General features: G+C 65.7%; 15 protein-coding genes. 13 read left to right on the top strand and 2 right to left on the bottom strand.

The genetic code is table 11. From position 1 onward, the window contains the following. From WBQ44_RS23940 to WBQ44_RS23910, 7 genes are all read left to right on the top strand, one after another. Positions 1–1,095: cystathionine gamma-synthase (locus WBQ44_RS23940; protein ID WP_495569143.1), on the top strand; the 1,095-nt coding region annotated here is incomplete at its 5' end. Between the two features lie 3 nt (positions 1,096–1,098). Next, positions 1,099–1,875: a glutamate racemase gene (locus WBQ44_RS23935; RefSeq protein ID WP_495569142.1), complete on the top strand. Its 777-nt coding sequence runs from the start codon at positions 1,099–1,101 to the stop codon at positions 1,873–1,875. A 155-nt stretch (positions 1,876–2,030) separates the two neighbouring features. Next, positions 2,031–3,620 (top strand): ABC transporter substrate-binding protein, encoded by a 1,590-nt coding sequence (locus tag WBQ44_RS23930; protein ID WP_495569141.1) that lies wholly within the window; start codon positions 2,031–2,033, stop codon positions 3,618–3,620. Positions 3,621–3,700: 80 nt separating this feature from the next. Next, on the top strand, positions 3,701–4,654 hold the full coding sequence (locus WBQ44_RS23925) for an ABC transporter permease (protein WP_495569140.1): 954 nt from the start codon (positions 3,701–3,703) through the stop codon (positions 4,652–4,654). Beyond that, the gene (locus WBQ44_RS23920) at positions 4,647–5,468 is read left to right on the top strand and encodes an ABC transporter permease (RefSeq protein WP_495569139.1); all 822 of its coding nucleotides are present in this window, start codon (positions 4,647–4,649) and stop codon (positions 5,466–5,468) included. The genes WBQ44_RS23925 and WBQ44_RS23920 overlap by 8 nt, the downstream gene beginning before the upstream one ends. Continuing rightward, the gene (locus tag WBQ44_RS23915) at positions 5,465–6,376 is read left to right on the top strand and encodes an ATP-binding cassette domain-containing protein (protein WP_495569138.1); all 912 of its coding nucleotides are present in this window, start codon (positions 5,465–5,467) and stop codon (positions 6,374–6,376) included. The genes WBQ44_RS23920 and WBQ44_RS23915 overlap by 4 nt, the downstream gene beginning before the upstream one ends. Then, on the top strand, positions 6,373–7,095 hold the full coding sequence (locus WBQ44_RS23910) for an ABC transporter ATP-binding protein (RefSeq protein ID WP_495569137.1): 723 nt from the start codon (positions 6,373–6,375) through the stop codon (positions 7,093–7,095). The genes WBQ44_RS23915 and WBQ44_RS23910 overlap by 4 nt, the downstream gene beginning before the upstream one ends. Here WBQ44_RS23910 and WBQ44_RS23905 read toward each other — a convergent pair. Then, positions 7,053–8,096 carry a 2Fe-2S iron-sulfur cluster-binding protein gene (locus WBQ44_RS23905; protein WP_495569146.1) on the bottom strand — a complete coding sequence of 348 codons (1,044 nt, stop codon included), beginning with the start codon at positions 8,094–8,096 and terminating at the stop codon, positions 7,053–7,055. The genes WBQ44_RS23910 and WBQ44_RS23905 overlap by 43 nt on opposite strands. 235 nt (positions 8,097–8,331) lie before the next feature. Between WBQ44_RS23905 and mdo the strand changes: the two genes are divergently transcribed. From mdo to WBQ44_RS23875, 6 genes are all read left to right on the top strand, one after another. Next, entirely contained in the window at positions 8,332–9,603 is a 1,272-nt protein-coding gene (gene mdo / locus WBQ44_RS23900) for an NDMA-dependent methanol dehydrogenase (RefSeq protein WP_495569136.1), read from the top strand. A gap of 85 nt (positions 9,604–9,688) precedes the next feature. Beyond that, positions 9,689–10,738: a MadB family AAA-type ATPase gene (locus tag WBQ44_RS23895; protein WP_495569135.1), complete on the top strand. Its 1,050-nt coding sequence runs from the start codon at positions 9,689–9,691 to the stop codon at positions 10,736–10,738. Continuing rightward, positions 10,735–12,249 carry a MadC family VWA domain-containing protein gene (gene madC / locus WBQ44_RS23890; protein WP_495569134.1) on the top strand — a complete coding sequence of 505 codons (1,515 nt, stop codon included), beginning with the start codon at positions 10,735–10,737 and terminating at the stop codon, positions 12,247–12,249. The genes WBQ44_RS23895 and madC overlap by 4 nt, the downstream gene beginning before the upstream one ends. Before the next feature lie 171 nt (positions 12,250–12,420). Then, complete coding sequence (locus tag WBQ44_RS23885) at positions 12,421–13,653, top strand: iron-containing alcohol dehydrogenase (protein WP_495569145.1); 1,233 nt, start codon at positions 12,421–12,423, stop codon at positions 13,651–13,653. A 2-nt stretch (positions 13,654–13,655) separates the two neighbouring features. Continuing rightward, positions 13,656–15,008, top strand: coding sequence for a MadS family sensor histidine kinase (locus WBQ44_RS23880; protein ID WP_495569133.1), 1,353 nt, complete (start codon positions 13,656–13,658; stop codon positions 15,006–15,008). Beyond that, a complete protein-coding gene (locus WBQ44_RS23875) occupies positions 15,009–15,659 on the top strand; it encodes a MadR family response regulator transcription factor (protein ID WP_495569132.1) in 651 nt (216 codons plus the stop codon). It begins immediately after the preceding gene. On the opposite strand, the gene mftM is transcribed toward WBQ44_RS23875, so the two are convergent. Next, complete coding sequence (mftM, locus tag WBQ44_RS23870) at positions 15,660–16,487, bottom strand: mycofactocin oligosaccharide methyltransferase MftM (protein WP_495569144.1); 828 nt, start codon at positions 16,485–16,487, stop codon at positions 15,660–15,662. Positions 16,488–16,501: the final 14 nt, after the last annotated feature.

Genomic DNA, 16,501 nt, shown 5'->3' with positions numbered 1-16,501 from the left:
GATCCAGCGACCGGCGCGGTCAACGTCCCCATCTATGCCAGCTCGACGTTCGCTCAAGATGGCGTCGGCGGCATGCGCAACGGCTTCGAGTACGCCCGCACCGGCAACCCGACGCGGCGGCCGCTCGAAGCCAATCTCGCCGCCATCGAATCGGGCACGTACGGCCGGGCGTTCTCGTCGGGAATGGCCGCCACTGACGCCTTGCTGCGCTCCACGCTTCGGCCGGGCGACCACCTCGTCATCCCCAACGACGCGTACGGCGGTACGTTCCGACTCATCGACAAGGTCTTCACCCAGTGGGGAATCGAGTACTCCGTTGCCGCAGTGTCCGATGTAGACGCCGTGCGGGACGCTATTCGCCCCAACACCAAGCTGGTCTGGGTCGAGACTCCCACCAACCCGCTGCTCAACGTCGGTGACATCGCCGCGCTGGCAGAGGTCGCGCACGCGCGGAACGCGAAGCTCGTCGTCGACAACACGTTCGCGTCGCCCTACCTGCAGCAGCCGCTTCTGCTGGGCGCCGACGTCGTGCTGCACTCGACGACCAAGTACATCGGCGGGCATTCCGATGTCGTCGGCGGCGCGCTGATCACGGACGACGAGGAGTTGGACGCCGGGTTCGCGTTCCTCCAGAACGGCGCAGGCGGCGTCCCGGGGCCGTTCGATGCCTTCCTGACGCTCCGCGGCATCAAGACCCTCGCGTTGCGGATGGAACGCCATAGCGACAACGCGGAGAAGCTCGTCGAGCTGCTCGACGGCCACTCCGCGATTTCCAAGGTCATCTACCCCGGCCTGGCTTCACACCCGTCGCACCAGGTGGCGGCGAAGCAGATGCGCAGGTTCGGCGGCATGATCTCCGTGCGGCTCGCCGGTGGAAAGCAGGCGGCGCTCGACTTCTGCGCTCGCACCGAAATCTTCACGCTCGCCGAGTCGCTGGGCGGCGTCGAATCGCTGATCGAGCACCCGGGAGCGATGACGCACGCCTCGACGGCCGGTTCGCTGCTCGAGGTGCCGGACGACCTCGTGCGGCTGTCGGTCGGCATCGAGGACGGCGCCGATCTGATCGGCGACATCGAGCAGGCACTTGGTAGATAGCGCGTGATCGTCGGGCTGATCGACTCGGGGTTGGGCATGCTGCCCACCGCCGCGCGCCTGCGCGAGTTGCGCCCCGAGCTCGATCTGTTTCTGCTGATGGATCCCGACGACGCGCCGTGGGGTCCGAAGCCCGATGCTTGGGTGGTCGATCGAGTACTCATCACTGCCGATCGCGCGGTGGCGGCCGGCTCGGAAGTCATCGTTCTGCCGTGCAACACCGCGAGCGTGGTGGCATTGTCGGATCTTCGTGCTCACCTGGGCCCGTCGATTCCCGTCGTGGGCACGGTTCCGGCGATCAAACCGGCGGCCGAGGTCAGTGATCGCATCGCGATTTGGGCCACTGCTGCTACCACGGCCAGTGACTATCAAGCGCGGTTGATCGCGGAGTTCGCCGTGGGGCGCACCGTGACGCCGGTCGCCTGCCACGGTCTTGCGGACTCCATCGATCGCGGCGATGCGCGGGGGATTGCCGCGGCGATCGAGGCTGCTGTTGTCGCTACCCCGACGGATGTCGAGTCCGTGGTTCTCGGGTGTACCCACTACCCGCTGGTGGTCGACGAAATCAGCGCCGCGCTGCCGCGGGGAACTCGGATGTTCGACAGCGCAGATGCGGTCGCGCGTCAGACGCTGCGTCGCATCGACCAACTGGGCCGTCCTGCAACGGGCTCGGGGGCGGTGACCGTGTCGCTCAGTGGCAGGGATGGACGGCTACCGGAGAGCGCGTTGTCGCACGAGGAAGGTCGGCTGCTGGCGGGCGTGGACCAACCCGCTCGTCGGTAGGAGAGGCCGCGATGAAATAGTTCGCCCTGCCGTTGCTCCTCTCTAGGGTCTGCTGTCGCGACTCCCATATGGCACCATTCGTTCATCTGAACAAACGCTCAGATGAGTGCAGGAGTGGAACCAGCGGAGTGACGATGAGGCGCAGAGTGTCGACGATGGCTGCTGCGGTCGCCGCTGCCTGTGTGCTGGCGTCGTGCAGCGCACCGACCGGAGCTACCGGCGGGGACGACGGCATCGTTCTCGCCGACGGCTACGAACTCGGCGGGTACAACCCGATCGCAGGCTACGGCGCTGCGGGCGAGGCAAAGATGTACGACGGACTGCTGCAGCTGAACGTCGAGGGCACAGGTGGGCTTCCCGGTTTCGCCCCGGCTCTGGCGGCGGAACTCCCCACTGCGGACGCGAGTGCCACGGTGTGGACCGTGCCGTTGCGCGAGGGTGTGACGTTCTCCGACGGTTCCACGTTCGACGCCGCGGATGTCGTCGCCACCTACGAGGCCATTCTGGATCCGGCTTCGGCGTCGGAGGTGCGCACGTCGTTCGACATGATCACCGAGGTCGTTGCGCTAGATGCCCGGACGGTGCAATTTCGGCTCGCGTATCCGTATGCGGCACTTCCGACGAAACTGCTGATCGGGATGGTTCCCTCGGAGTCCGTGGCGACGCCCGGGCTTGCCACGGAGTCGACGTTGAACACCCGCCCGATCGGCACCGGGCCGTACGTTCTGGTCGATCTCTCGCCGGATCGCGCGGTATTCGAGGCCAACGAGGATTACTTCGGTGGGGCGCCCGAGGTCGAGAAGCTGACATTGCTATACGTCCCGGACGACAACACACGCGCGCAGCGGATGGCCGCGGGGGAGATCGACGGGACTTCGTTACCGCCGCTGTTGGCGCAGACTCTCGACGACCGCGACGGACTTTCGTTGACTGCCAACAGTTCTGCGGACTGGCGCGGAGTCTCGCTGCCGACCGGCAATCCGGTGGCCGGGGATCCGGCGGTACGCATGGCGCTGAACTTGGCTGTCGATCGGGATGCGTTGGTGGACAACGTACTCGGTGGTCACGGTCGCGCGGCGGTGACACCCATCCCCGAGGTGTTCGGCGACGCGCACGATCCGGCCGCTGGATTCCGTCATGACCCTGTGGAGGCGAAGCGCATCCTCGAGCGGGCGGGGTGGATCGAAGGCGTCGACGAAATACGCAGCAGGAACGGCGTCCGAGCCGAGTTCACGCTCATGTACAACTCGACGGATACGCTTCGGCGCGACCTCGCGCAGGCGTTCGCCTCCGATGCCCTGGCCGTCGGCGTGGAAGTGAACCTCGAAGCACTGTCGTGGGACCGCATCGATCCGCGTGTCTCGTTCGACGGGACACTTCTCGGGGGAGGTGCCGAGCCGTACGACCCGGACACGCAGACATTCGCCGCGCTTCACTCCAGCTTTCGCGAGCCGGGCGTCGGCGGCGTCTACGACAACGCGAGCGACTACTCGAACTCGGCCGTCGACGCTGCGCTGGACGTCGGGAGGCGGAGTCTGGACGTCGGTCGTCGGAACGACGCGTATCGCCAGGTTCAGCGGGCGTACATCGACGACCCCGGCTATGTGTTCCTGGTCTTTCTCGATCACACCTACGTGTCGGTCGATTCGCAGTGGTCGATGTCCGGCCCGATCCTGGAACCGCACACGCACGGGGTCACCTGGGGGCCGTGGTGGTCGCTGCAAACCTGGAAGCGGACGTCGTGACGGTTACCGGGGCGCCGCCCGGTGTGGAGGTAGTGGCGCCGCGGCGCATTCGGAAACATCGCCGGCGGGGGATTCTTCGGATGGCCGCGCGGCGTGTGCTGTTCGTGTTTCCCGTCTGTGCTCTGGTGTCTGCGGGGTTGTTCGCCGCGGCGGCGGCATCTCCGTTCGATCCGCTGGTCGCGTACCTGGGGGTCCGATACACCAGCACCAGCGATGCCGACAAGCAGGTCATCGCAGCCCAATTGGGGCTCGATCAGCCGTGGTACGTGACGTACCGGGATTGGTTGAGCACGGTTCTCGGCGGTGATCTGGGAATGTCGCGGTCGTTCGAACAGCCGGTTGCCCAAGTGCTTGTCGAACGAGTGCCGTGGACGCTGTTGTTGGCGGGAACGTCCTTGGTGAGCGCCGTCGCGCTCGCGCTGGTGCTCGGTGTTGCAGCAGGCATCCGCAGCGGCGGCACATTCGATCGGGTGATCACGGCCGTCTGCGTGGTGGTGCAGGGGCTTCCGCCGTTCGTACTGTCGCTTGGGGCGATCGCGGTGTTCGCACTCGGGTTCGGGTGGCTCCCGGTGGCCGGGCTCGCCGATGGCGGCGACGACCCCACCGTCTCGTCTGTTGCCCGTCACATGGTGTTACCCGCGGCAGTTCTGGCGGTGTCCCAGCTGCCCTGGCTGTTGCTCGCGGTGCGTGCATCCGTGTCGGCGGCCAGGGGAGAAGATTTCGTCGCGGGCGCGCTGGCACGGGGTATCCCGACGTCGACGGTGACGCGGCGGCACATCGTGCCCACGTCGCTCGCCCCGTTCGCCAATGTCGTGGGTGTTCGACTGCCGGAGCTCGTCGTGGGTGCGGTTGTGGTGGAAGAGGTGTTCTCCTGGCCAGGGATAGCCGGGGCGATCGTGTCGTCTGCGCGTGACCTGGACATGGCTCTGCTTGCGATCCTGACCGTGGGGACGACGTTCGCGGTCATGCTCGGCTCGTTGCTGGCCGACATGGTCGTCGCGCGCCTGGATCCGAGAGTGGCCACCGATGGGTGACCGAAAGATGATCGTCGCCGCGTCGGTTCTCGGTCTGCTCGCGCTGTATGCGGTCGGCGTTCCGTGGCTGGCGGGCGTCGACGATCGAGTCACGGACTTCGCCTCGGCGCGAGCGAACCCGTCGAGTTCACACTGGTTCGGCACCGATTCGGCCGGCCGAGACCTCTTCGTGCGCAGTGCCTCTGCCATCCGGACGTCGTTGCTCATCGCCGCGGCGTGCGCGTTCCTCGCGACGGTCATCGGTGTCGCCGTCGGTTCGGTCGCGGGTGTGTGGGGTGGCTGGGTCGACCGCATCGTCATGCGCAGCACCGACGCGATCAATGCGCTGCCGCACCTGCTACTCGGCATCGTGATCGTCGCGATGTTCCGCGGCAGTATCGCGGCGATCGTTCTGTCGATCGCGCTCACGCATTGGACGCAGGTGGCACGGATCGTTCGTTCGGAGATCCTCGGCCTGCGGTCGAGACCGTACATCGACGCCGCGATCGTCGCCGGCGCGGGCCGAACCCACGTGCTCGCTCGTCACGTCCTGCCTGCGATCGTGCCGCAGGCGTCGATTGCCGTCGTACTGTTGCTGCCTCATGCGATCTGGCACGAGTCGACCCTGTCCTTCCTCGGTTTCGGTCTCCCGCCTCACGAGCCGAGTCTCGGAACGCTGCTGTCGGAGGCGCGCGGCTCCCTCCTCCTCGGCGGGTGGTGGACGCTCGTGTTCCCCGCCGCGATATTACTGACCGCGACGGTTGCCGTGGCCGTCGCAGGATCCGCGCTTCGGGGCGCGGTGTCGGCGCCCGTTCCGCCGAAGTTGGCGCTGTGAGCGCGCTGTCCATCGAGGGTCTGACCGTCCGTATTCCGCTGCCGGGCGGGTCGGTGGTGCACGCGGCTTCCGGTGTCTCTCTGTCGGTCGCCGCGGGCAGTGTCACCGCGCTGGTCGGTGAATCCGGTTGCGGCAAATCCATTGTGGCGTCGGCGGTTCTCGCGATGCTTCCGCCGCGGACACGCGTATCGGGGTCTGTTTCGGTGCGGACTGCAGACCGCACCGTCGACGTCTTCACCGACTCGTCGTTCCGCGGGCGGGATGTGGCGTTGATTCCACAGTCGGCATCGTCGTATCTGACGCCGGTGCGGACGGCTCGGTCCCAACTGGCCGAGACCGCCCGCGCGTTGGGGTCGTCGCGGCGGCCCGACGACCTCGCGCGGCGAGTGGGGCTCGACCCCGTTCATCTGGATTGCTATCCGCACGAGTTGTCGGGGGGGATGGCGCAACGGGTCGCGATCGCCGCGGCGCTGGTCGGTGACCCGGCGGTGATCGTCGCGGACGAGCCGACCGCCAATCTCGACCGTGAGCTCACCGATCGCGTTCTGGGTCTACTCCGCCGGTCGGCCGACGACGGCGCTGCGGTATTGCTCATCACCCACGATGTGTCCTCACTGATTCGCTCCGGTATTGCCGACACCGTTGCCGTCATGTACGCCTCGCGCATCATGGAGACGGGCCCCGCAGCGCTGGTGCTCGACGATCCGCTGCACGACTACACCCGAGACCTGCTCAACGCGTTGCCCTCTCGTGGCCTGCATCCGATTCCGGGGATCCCGCCGCAGCTGACAGACCTCCCGGGCGACTGTGTCTATTATCTGCGCAGGCCGGAGTCGGTGCAGTCGGGCGGGCGTACCGAACTGGTGACGGCGGGGAGTCGGTCGTATCGAACGCGGGTGAGCCCGTGAGTCTCGATGCCACGCGCGTCACCGTCGGATATCCGGGTACTGGCGATGTCCTGCACCGGACCTCGCTCTCGGTTCCCGCGGGCGCTCTGGTGGGTCTGGCCGGCCCCTCCGGGTCCGGCAAGTCGACCATGGCGCGCGTGCTTGCTCTTCTGATGCAGCCGCGCGAGGGAACGGTGACGATCGACGGGACGGTGGTGCGCGGGGCAGGCTTCGCGGTGCCGTCCGAGGTGCGCAGACAGGTCGCGCTGCTGTTTCAGTCGCCGCGGGAAGCCACGGACCCGAGGATGACGCTGCGCGCGATCATCGAACAGCCGGCCGTGATCGCGCGGCGGGCCGGCGGGGTAGGGGGCGGCGGGGTAGTGGGCGGCGGGGTCGGGGGTGTCGGGGTTAAGGGCCTCACGGTCGAGGACGTGGCCGAACGGGTGGGTCTGACGCCGGACCTGTTGACCCGGCGTCCGCATGAGGTGAGCGATGGTCAGTTGCAGCGCGCGTGCATTGCCCGCGCCCTGGTGCAACGACCCAGATATCTGGTGTGCGACGAGGCGACGGCGATGCTCGATGCCGCCTCCACCGCCGGGGTCGTGCGGTTGATTCGCGACGAGGCGGCCGCTGCAGGGATGGGCGTATTGCTGATCAGTCATGACGTCGAGTTGCTCGAGGCCGTCGGTGCGTACGGTCAGAATTCGATGCGCACGTTGTCGGACACCGGCTTCGCCTGACAACCGAGGATCATGCCGTCTGCGAGGTCTTCGTCGTCGAGGATCTCCGAGTTTTCCATGGTTACCTCGCCGTCGACCATCGTGCATGCGCAGGAGCCGCATTCGCCTTCGCGGCAGGAGTAGGGCACATCCAGCCCTTCGGCGGACATCACGTCGACGAGGGTCTGTTTGCGGGGCCACGCCAGCGTGTGGGTTTCGCCGTCCAGGGTGACGACGACCGTTGCGGCCGTCGCGGTGTCCTCGTCGGTGAGTGCGACGTCCGGGGTAACGGCGAAGGGGTCACCGGAGAGCGAAGTGAACACCTCGGCGTGCACGCGGTCGCGCGGGAATCCGCTCGTCGCCAAGGCCTTGTGGACGGCGTCCATGAACGGGCCCGGCCCGCAGAGAAAGGCAGTATGGCGGCGATACGGGGCTGTGAGAGCGGCCAATTGATCGTTTGTCGGCAGGCCCTGTACCGACTCCAACCAGTGATGGACGACCAGGCGCCGGGGGTATTCCGCTGCCAACGCGGCTAACTCGGTGGAAAAGATCACCGAGTCCTCGTTCCGGTTGGCGTAGAACAGCACCACCTGTCCGACGCCGCCGGACAGGGCGGACTTGAGGATCGACATGACGGGGGTGATGCCCGACCCCGCTGCGAGCAGCAGGAAATCGTCGTCGAGTTCGGCCGGGGTGAACGTTCCGGACGGTGGCAGCACCTCGATGGTGTCGCCAACCGCAACGTTGTCGCAGACCCAGTTGGAGCCGTACCCGTCCGAGGTGCGTTTGACCGTGACTTTCGGAGGCTCGTCGCGGTGGGGTGAGCTCGCGAGCGAATAGCACCGGGCGACGGAGCCGGTTCGTTCGCTGGGGATGCGAAGCGTCAGAAATTGGCCCGGCCGGTAGCGGAACGTCTCGGGTGCTGCGAACACGATCGACCGGGCATCGGATGTTTCGTCGATGACGTCGGCCACGGTGAGCAGCACCGATCGCGAGCCGTGCGGCACCTCGGTCATCGGCAGTGTCCTCTCGCTGAATTGGAACGTGTTCTAGTTTACCCATCACCGCCGGGTCCTGTCGATCAACCCGGCCGTGTCGTGCAGGACCGGGCCTGCCCGTTCGGACGGTTCGGTGCGCGCGAAAGCAGGGTTCCCGCTCGAACCCGTTCACATCGGAAGGGTCACCGCGCAAAGTCGTGGTCAGTGAGACGCCGATCACAGCCGACGTTCACGCCACTTACCCACCGAGGAGACACCCATGGCCATCGAGCTCAACCAGATCTGGGACTTTCCCATCAAGGAATTCCACCCGTTCCCGCGCGCCCTTCTCGGGGTCGGCGCCCACGACATCATCGGCGTCGAAGCGAAGAATCTCGGCTTCAAGCGCTCGCTGCTGATCACCACGGGTCTGCGCGGCTCGGGGATCATCGAGGAACTTATCGGCAAGATCGAATACCAGGGCGTCGAAGTGGTGCTCTTCGACAAGGTCGAGTCCAATCCCAAGGACTACAACGTCATGGACGCCGCTGCCCTCTATCAGAAGGAGAAGTGCGACAGCATCATCTCCGTCGGCGGTGGATCGAGCCACGACGCCGCCAAGGGTGCCCGCATCGTCATCGCCCACGACGGACGCAACATCAACGAGTTCGAGGGATTCGCGAAGAGCACCAACAAGGAGAACCCGCCGCATATCGCGGTATCCACCACTGCGGGAACGGGTTCGGAGACCTCGTGGGCATACGTGATCACCGATACCTCCGACATGGACAAGCCGCACAAGTGGGTGGCGTTCGACGAAGCATCCATCGTCACCGTCGCGATCGATGACCCACTGCTGTATTACACCTGCCCGCAGCACTTCACAGCATTCTGCGGGTTCGACGTCCTGGCGCACGGTAGCGAGCCGTTCGTCTCCCGACTGGATTTCGCGCCGTCGCTCGGCAACGCGCTCTACTCCGTCGAACTGGTCGCGAAGAACCTGCGGGAAGCAGTGTACGAACCGCGCAACCTGAAGGCCCGAGAGGGAATGATGAACGCGCAGTACATCGCCGGGCAGGCCTTCAACTCCGGCGGCCTCGGAATCGTTCACTCGATCTCACACGCCGTCAGCGCATTCTTCGACAGCCACCACGGTCTCAACAACGCCATCGCACTCCCGCGAGTGTGGGAGTACAACCTGCCTGCCCGGTACGAACGGTACGCGCAGCTCGCAGGGGCCCTCGGCGTCGAGACTCGCAACCTCACCACCGTGCAGGCGGCCGACGCTGCAGTCGAGGCCGCGATTCGCCTCGCGAAGGACGTTGGCATCCCCGACAATTTCGGGCAGGTCCGCATCGATTCGTACGACAAGAATCAGATGAACACCGGCAAGTACGAAGGCCGGGGCGAAGTGCTGACGGGTGACGACAAAACAGTTCTGAAGATCTCCGAACACATTCAGGACGACTGGTGCACGCCGGGCAACCCGCGCGAGGTGACGGTGGGCTCGATGATCCCCGTCGTCGGACACGCTTTCAACGACTCGTACTGAGAAACGGCTACGCCCGGGTGGGCGGAAATCTCTGAACAGCAAACATTTCCGCCCACGTGGGTCGAGTTGTCCGAGGAGGACCACCATGACCATCCTGACGACCGTGGACGATGTCGACTCCCGGTTCACTCGCTTCGCCGACGCGGCACAGTTGCAGGCCGCGCTGAGCGAGGAGGACTACATCGCCGACGACGACCTTGCCACGGTCGTGCACCTGGCAACCGTGTTGGACCGGCCTTTGCTCCTGGAAGGCCCGGCCGGAGTCGGCAAGACCGAACTGGCGAAGGCGCTCGCAGCGGCCAGCGGACGCAAACTCGTTCGGCTGCAGTGCTACGAGGGCCTCGACGACAATCGGGCCCTGTACGAGTGGGACTATGCCAAACAGCTACTGCACGTGCAGATGATGCGAGACCGCATCAGTGCACTCACCGAACACGTGACCGATATCGACGAAGCGTCGGCATTGCTCGCCGCCCGGGATTTCGGCCTGTACTCAGAAGCCTTCCTCGCCGTTCGTCCGTTGCTCGAGTCCGTGTTGTCGGTGGAACCTGTGGTTCTCCTCGTGGACGAGGTCGATCGGACCGAGGAGTCGATGGAGGCCCTGCTGCTCGAAGTTCTTGCCGAGAAGCAGGTGACGATTCCGGAGGTCGGCACGTTCACCGCACGGTCCGATCCCTGGGTTGTTCTGACTTCCAACGACACCCGAGAACTGTCTTCGGCGCTCAAGCGTCGGTGCCTGCACTTCCATCTCGACTACCCGACGGCAACGAGGGAGCGAGAGATCGTCACCGCCCGGGCGCCGGAGGTGAGCCAGGAGGTGGCGTCGTCCGTCGTCGCGCTGGCCGCCGAACTGCGCGAACTTCCGCTGCGCAAGAGTCCGTCGATCTCCGAGGTGATCGACGCTGCCCGAATCGCATCCGTTCTCGGGCATACGGCCGAAACGAAGAAATACCTCTTGGCTGCGCTGGTGAAGTACTCGTCGGACATGGAGATCGCACTGCAAGGGGCGCCGCAGGCGCAACCGGGGTCCGGAGACCGAACAGCCACGGTGGCTTCTCGACCGGCAAACACCACGACCGCTGCTTTCCGCGGACACGGGGGCCGCGACAAGGGCGGTATCGGAGTCCGCAGATGATCGCGCCTGTCGCACCGACGCTGATTCTGGACGTGGTGGCTGCTGCGTTCGGGCGGTTGCTGCGACAGCGCGGCGTCGCGGCGTCGCCCGCCGAAGTGATCGAGGTTCGACGGGTCCTGGAGCTCATCGGTGCGCGCGACCGTGGCGTACTGCGTGCAGCGCTGCGAGCGTCGACTGCCAAATATGCGCACGAGCAACGCGGTTTCGACGCCGCGTTCGACGCCCTGTTCGCGGAGACGCACGGGACTACCACGGACGAGGGCGAGCGGAGACCGTCGAACGCCCAGGTGGCGGGCGGGCTACCGGACCAGCTCGAGGTCGGCGCAGACCAGGACACCGGGAAGTACGCGGAATACAACGAGCGGGCGGCGGACGTCGGAGAAATGTTCGACACTCCGGAAGCCGACAAGGGCTTCAACCCGCACAAGGACGACGACGACTTCTCGATGGTGTCCGCGGACAACGAGTTGTCCGTGGATACAGAGGGCAACGTCGGGCGCCGCGGAGTCACCTACACCCTCGACCTCGAACGCTCCGGATCGCAGGCGGCGGGGGAACTCGCGACGTCCACCGCCGGCGTCGTCGCCGGCACGATCAGTTGGGACGACCCGGCGAGCATCATGGCGTGGTTCGACTCCTACGACCCCCGAAAGATGTACGGGGACAACGTCGATCCCGGGCCGATGTCCGAGACGCAGTTGGACAGGCTTGCGGCTGCCGTCGAGGCATTCGTACAGGCACTGGGTGAGGTTGCGGGCGGACAATGCGACCCGCCCGAGGATTTCGCGCCGACTGCGACGCCGGATCGTCACGCGGAGATCGAACGCGCGACGCACGAGGTGCTCAGGAGGATGCGCGGTAAGCCGAAGCCGCGTCCGCGAGAGCGCGGAGCCGGCCCACTGGACATGCGTCGAACGGTGCGGGCGAGCCTGCGCACAGATGGTATTCCGTTTCATCTCGTGACGCGTACACCGGTGCCCGATCGAGTTCGCTTGCTGATCCTCGCCGACGTGTCGTTGTCGGTGCGCCCGATCACCGCGTTCACACTGCGCCTCGCTCAATCGATGCATCGACGGGCGCACCGGTGCACGGTGTTGGGTTTCGTCGACTCGCCTGTCGATGTCACGACAACCCTGCTCGCGAGCTCGGGGGACGGTGCGCTCGCCGCGGTGTTGGCGGACGCTCGACTCGACCTCGAGGCGAGCAGTGATTACGGACGGACCTTCGACGAGTTGCTCGAGCGGCACGGCGACGTCCTCGACAAGAGAACGGCGGTCATCGTGGTCGGCGACGGCCGCTGCAACGGTCAGCCTCCCGGTGTGGAGTCGCTGCAGGGAATTCGCGACAGGGTTCACCGTCTGGCCTGGATCACGCCGGAGGATCGTCGCTACTGGGCACAGGCGTCCTGCTCGATGACCGAGTACGAGACGGTATGCGACCACGTCGTCGTCGCCAGGGATGGTGCGCAGCTGACCGCGCAGGCTGCCCAGTTGGGGCACGCCCTGTCGTAACCTGCCCGATCGGGCAGGTGGTCGCCTCTCCTGCGGCCGGTGGGCGTTCGGCGGCGCACCTTCTATGGTTGTAACGTGCATCACATGGCATTGTCGTTGTTCGCGGTCGTTTCACAGAGTCAGTCGTTCGACGCAGCGCGACGCTAGGCAGGGCAGAGGCGAGAAGACATGATGGAATCGGCAGCCACGGTGACGACGGCAGCCACCGGTCGGGCAATCGATGACTTCCATACGCACCGGAGTGCGGTGGAGACGCCGCGAGTGCTGAAGTTTCACGCTCCGGAGATAGTGTTCGGACAGGACTCGCTGGGCGAGGTCGCACACGCGGCACTGCGGCTCGGCGCCCGTCGGCCCATGGTCATCACCGACGCCGGGTTGATCGAGACGGGGTGGGTCGCGCAGCTGCTTCTGCTCCTCGAAGCGCAGGGGCTGGTACCGACCACGTGGAGCGGGCTCACGCCGAACCCCAAGGATGTCGAGGTCGCGCAGGGCCACACTGCCTACCAGGAATCAGGTTGCGACGTTCTGGTCGCCATCGGCGGTGGTTCGGTGATGGACGCTGCAAAGGCGATCGCAGTGCTGGCAGGCAACGGTGGCTCGATTCTCGACTACGAGGGCGTCGACCGGGCAACCAGACCCATACCGCCGCTGGTCATGGTGCCCACCACGTCCGGGACGGGTGCCGACGTCTCACAGTTCTGCATCGTGACCGACACGGCACGCTCGACCAAGATCACCATCCTCGGCAGGTCGTTGGTCCCCGACATCACCGTCATCGACCCTCGACTCCTCACCACGATGCCCGAATGGCTCAATGCAGCAACGGGACTGGATGCGTTGACGCACGGTATCGAGGCGTTCGTCTCGCTCGGTCACAATCAGTTGACCGATCATCATGCGCTGCGCGCGGTCACCATGGTGACATCGCATCTGGCGCGCACGATGGACGCGCCCTCGGACATGTCCGCCAGGACGTCGATGGCCCAGGCCAGCCTCGAAGCCGGTCTGGCGTTCACCAACGCGATCCTGGGAGCAACGCACGCGATGAGCCATCAGGTCGGCGGGTTGCTCGACCTGCCGCATGGTGTCATCAACGGGGTTCTGCTTCCCCATGTCATTCGGTTCAATGCCGCCGCCGATCCGTTGCCGTACGTGGCCATCGCGACGAGTCTCGGATTGGACGAGGCACGGGGCTTTGCGGAGGATGCGGCGATGGCGGTGGCCGAACGCGTCGAACTTCTCGCGCGGCAGGTGGGAGTTCCCAAGGGCCTCGGCGACATCGGAGTCAGCGAAGAAGACATCGACATTCTCGCGACCAATGCGCTGCGCGATGCATGCATGTCCACCAACCCCCGGCAGGCGACCCATCGGGAGATGGCCGACCTGTTTCGAACGGCGATGTAACCGTGTCCGGCCCGGATCTGTCCCTACTGACCGGCCTGCGGTCGAGCAAGGGCACGTTCTACCCGCAGTACCGTGGTGCGGCCGAACGTACCGAACGAGTGGTGCACGCATTGGAGTCGATCTCCCGCGCACTCGTACGGACGGTGGACGGCCCGGAAACCCTCATCTGCGCGGTTGCAGAAGCCGCTCGAGCACACCTGAGCGCACAGTGGGTGGTGTTCGCTCTCGCGGACGGGGCGCTGGGAGAAGCCGGGCCGAGGCGTCTCGTACTCGGCCCGGATGCGACGCCGTTTCTCGTCGACAACGTCGAAGGCCCGCCGCTGCCGGACGATGTCGTCGACTGCCTCGAATCCATTCGTCTCGCCACTGCCGGTGACGGGCGTGAACCGGTGATCGATCCACACCACGCCTTCGTGCCGATCGCCCTCGACGGCGGTGTGGTCGGAGCGTTCGCGGCGTGGACGCCGGAACATCGTGTCCTCGACGCCACCGACTCCGCGGTACTCAGCATCCTGGCCAGCCAAACGGCGGTCGCACTACAGAATTCGGCGTTGTACCAGAGCCGTCGGGTGTTGCTCGAGCGCACGGAACAGGCATACGCCGAAGCGCACCGCACAGCAGCAGATCTGGCGGTGCGCAACGCCGAACTCGAAGCCACACAACGTCAACTGGGTGCGGCGCACCGACATCAAGTACTCGACGACGAACGTCACCGCATCGCTCGTGAACTGCACGACAGTGTGACGCAGGCGGTGCTGTCGGCTGGGATGCAGATCGAGGTGTGTCTGGGTGACATTCCGAGCGCCGAGCGCGGTGAGCGCCTCGATCTTGCGAAGGAGTTGACGCGGCGCGCGGTCGAACAACTGAGGTCGGCGATCTACGCGCTGCATCATTCCGGCGATGCGGATCGAACGTCGTTGCCCGAGATGCTCGAACAGCTGTCGGTGGTGCACATGCCGGACGAGTTGAGCGTGTCGTTCACAGTCGAGGGAACTCCTGTCGAGCTGGGCAGCGAGTGCGAGCACGGGTTGCTGCGTATCGCAGGAGAAGCGTTGTTCAACACGGCAGTACATGCGCGTGCGTCGAGGGCGATCTTGCGATTGGCGTACCGAGCCGATCACGTGCAGTTGTCCGTTGCCGACGACGGCAACGGTGATCCGGCGCATCTTCGGGTGATGTTGCGGATGGCCGAGAAGAACGACGTCGACGGTCGGCACCGAGGTCTCGCCAACATGGCGACACGCGCGCGCGAACACGGCGGCGTGCTCGAAATTCGCAGGGCACGAATAGGGGGTGTGCGTATCGCGGTGCGTATCCCCACAATCGGTATCTCCACAATCGGGAATGAGACGTAAGTGACCGTTGACACCGCCCTCGTACGAATAGTGCTCGTCGACGACCATGCGATCCTGCGAGACGGGCTCAAGTCGGTGCTCGAGCGACAGGCGGACCTGTCGGTCGTCGGCGAGGCATCCTCTCTCGACGAGGGTCTCGCGGTGGTGGACCGACTGGCACCGGACATCGTGCTGATGGATCTGAAGCTCTCCGCCGGTACCGATTACGAGGGGCTCGTACTGTGCGCGAAACTCTCGGTGGCACATCCGGGCATCGGCCTGCTCGTATTGACGACCTTCCTCGACGACAGGCTGGTCGTCGAGGCGGTGCACGCCGGTGCCCGGGGCTACGTCGTCAAGGACGTCGATACCACCGAGCTGGTGCGCGCGATCCGGGCGGTCTCGCGCGGGGAGAGCGCATTCGACTCGCGCAGCGCATCGGCCGTCGTTCGGTCTCTGGGCGGCCAGGGCGGGGCCGTCGAACGGCTGACCGGCCGAGAGCTCGAAGTGCTTCGGCTACTCGCAACGGGGTTGTCCAACAACGGCATCGGGACGCAGCTGTTCATCTCCGGAACGACCGTCAAGTTCCACGTCAGCAACATCATGCGAAAGCTTGGAGTGGGACGACGAGCCGAAGCCGTGTATGCCGCGAGCAAGCAGGGACTGATCTGATCAGACGACAGCTGCGGGCACCATCGAAGCATCGATGACCAACCATCCGCCACGGAACTCTTCGACCTCGAAGGGGCGGCCGACGCTACGGCCGAGGGCGGCCAATGTGGCTGTGTCGAAGGTGCGAATGTGCCCGTGGCAGGCCGTGGCCTCGGCTTCGAAGGGAACGGCAATGACGACACGCTCGCGCGCTATCCGTAGGGCCTCGTCGAGAATTCGCACACCCAGGTGCTCGTCGACGTGTTCGAGGAGATGAAGTGCGGTAACGGTGTCGGCCGAATTGTCGGGCACGGGTACTCCCGCTGCATCGGCGGTGATCACGTCGAGGGTGACACCCAGGTGTGGCGCGACCGTTCCGAGAAGGCGCATCGTCCCGGCAGACAGGTCGGTGGCGGTGACCCGATGGCCGCCCATGCCGAGCCGGAGAGGGAAGAATCCGAAGCACGATCCAAGATCGAGGACGGATCCGCGAACGAGGGATTCGGCACGTTCGTGTACCGGTGCGAATTCCGATGTACCGCGCAGTAAGTGGTCCAGAGAGTTTCGGTAGTAGGTGGTCCAGGCCTCGACCGGATCGTCGACGGTGGACCTCACCAGACCGACCATGACGAGTTCGAACTCGCGCTGTGACAGTTCGAGATCGGTGATCACCGGGACGAGGCTCTCGGCGATGTGGGAGGACGTCAGTGCGTGGCGCACCGTGAGCAGTCCGCCGGCTCGGTTGGCTACCAGAGCACCGACTGCGAAGTCGTCGGTCTGCTCGACGACGACGTGTTCGTGCGTCCATCGGCCGACCGGACCGGGAGCCAGGGCGTCGAGTTCGGTCATCTGTGTTCTTTCGG

The organism is Rhodococcus sp. (in: high G+C Gram-positive bacteria), from assembly GCF_049591685.1.
GTDB lineage: Bacteria > Actinomycetota > Actinomycetes > Mycobacteriales > Mycobacteriaceae > Rhodococcoides.
Note: the sequence above shows the minus strand (reverse complement) of the source record. Positions and strands in the feature narration are given on the sequence as shown.

Coding starts and splice junctions, on each gene's coding strand:
- WBQ44_RS23930 (WP_495569141.1), top strand. CDS start 2,031: ATGGCTGCTGCGGTCGCCGCTGCCTGTGTGCTGGCGTCGTGCAGCGCA.
- WBQ44_RS23925 (WP_495569140.1), top strand. CDS start 3,701: ATGGCCGCGCGGCGTGTGCTGTTCGTGTTTCCCGTCTGTGCTCTGGTG.
- mftM (WP_495569144.1), bottom strand. CDS start 16,487: ATGACCGAACTCGACGCCCTGGCTCCCGGTCCGGTCGGCCGATGGACG.
- madC (WP_495569134.1), top strand. CDS start 10,735: ATGATCGCGCCTGTCGCACCGACGCTGATTCTGGACGTGGTGGCTGCT.
- WBQ44_RS23895 (WP_495569135.1), top strand. CDS start 9,689: ATGACCATCCTGACGACCGTGGACGATGTCGACTCCCGGTTCACTCGC.
- WBQ44_RS23920 (WP_495569139.1), top strand. CDS start 4,647: ATGGGTGACCGAAAGATGATCGTCGCCGCGTCGGTTCTCGGTCTGCTC.
- WBQ44_RS23885 (WP_495569145.1), top strand. CDS start 12,421: ATGGAATCGGCAGCCACGGTGACGACGGCAGCCACCGGTCGGGCAATC.
- mdo (WP_495569136.1), top strand. CDS start 8,332: ATGGCCATCGAGCTCAACCAGATCTGGGACTTTCCCATCAAGGAATTC.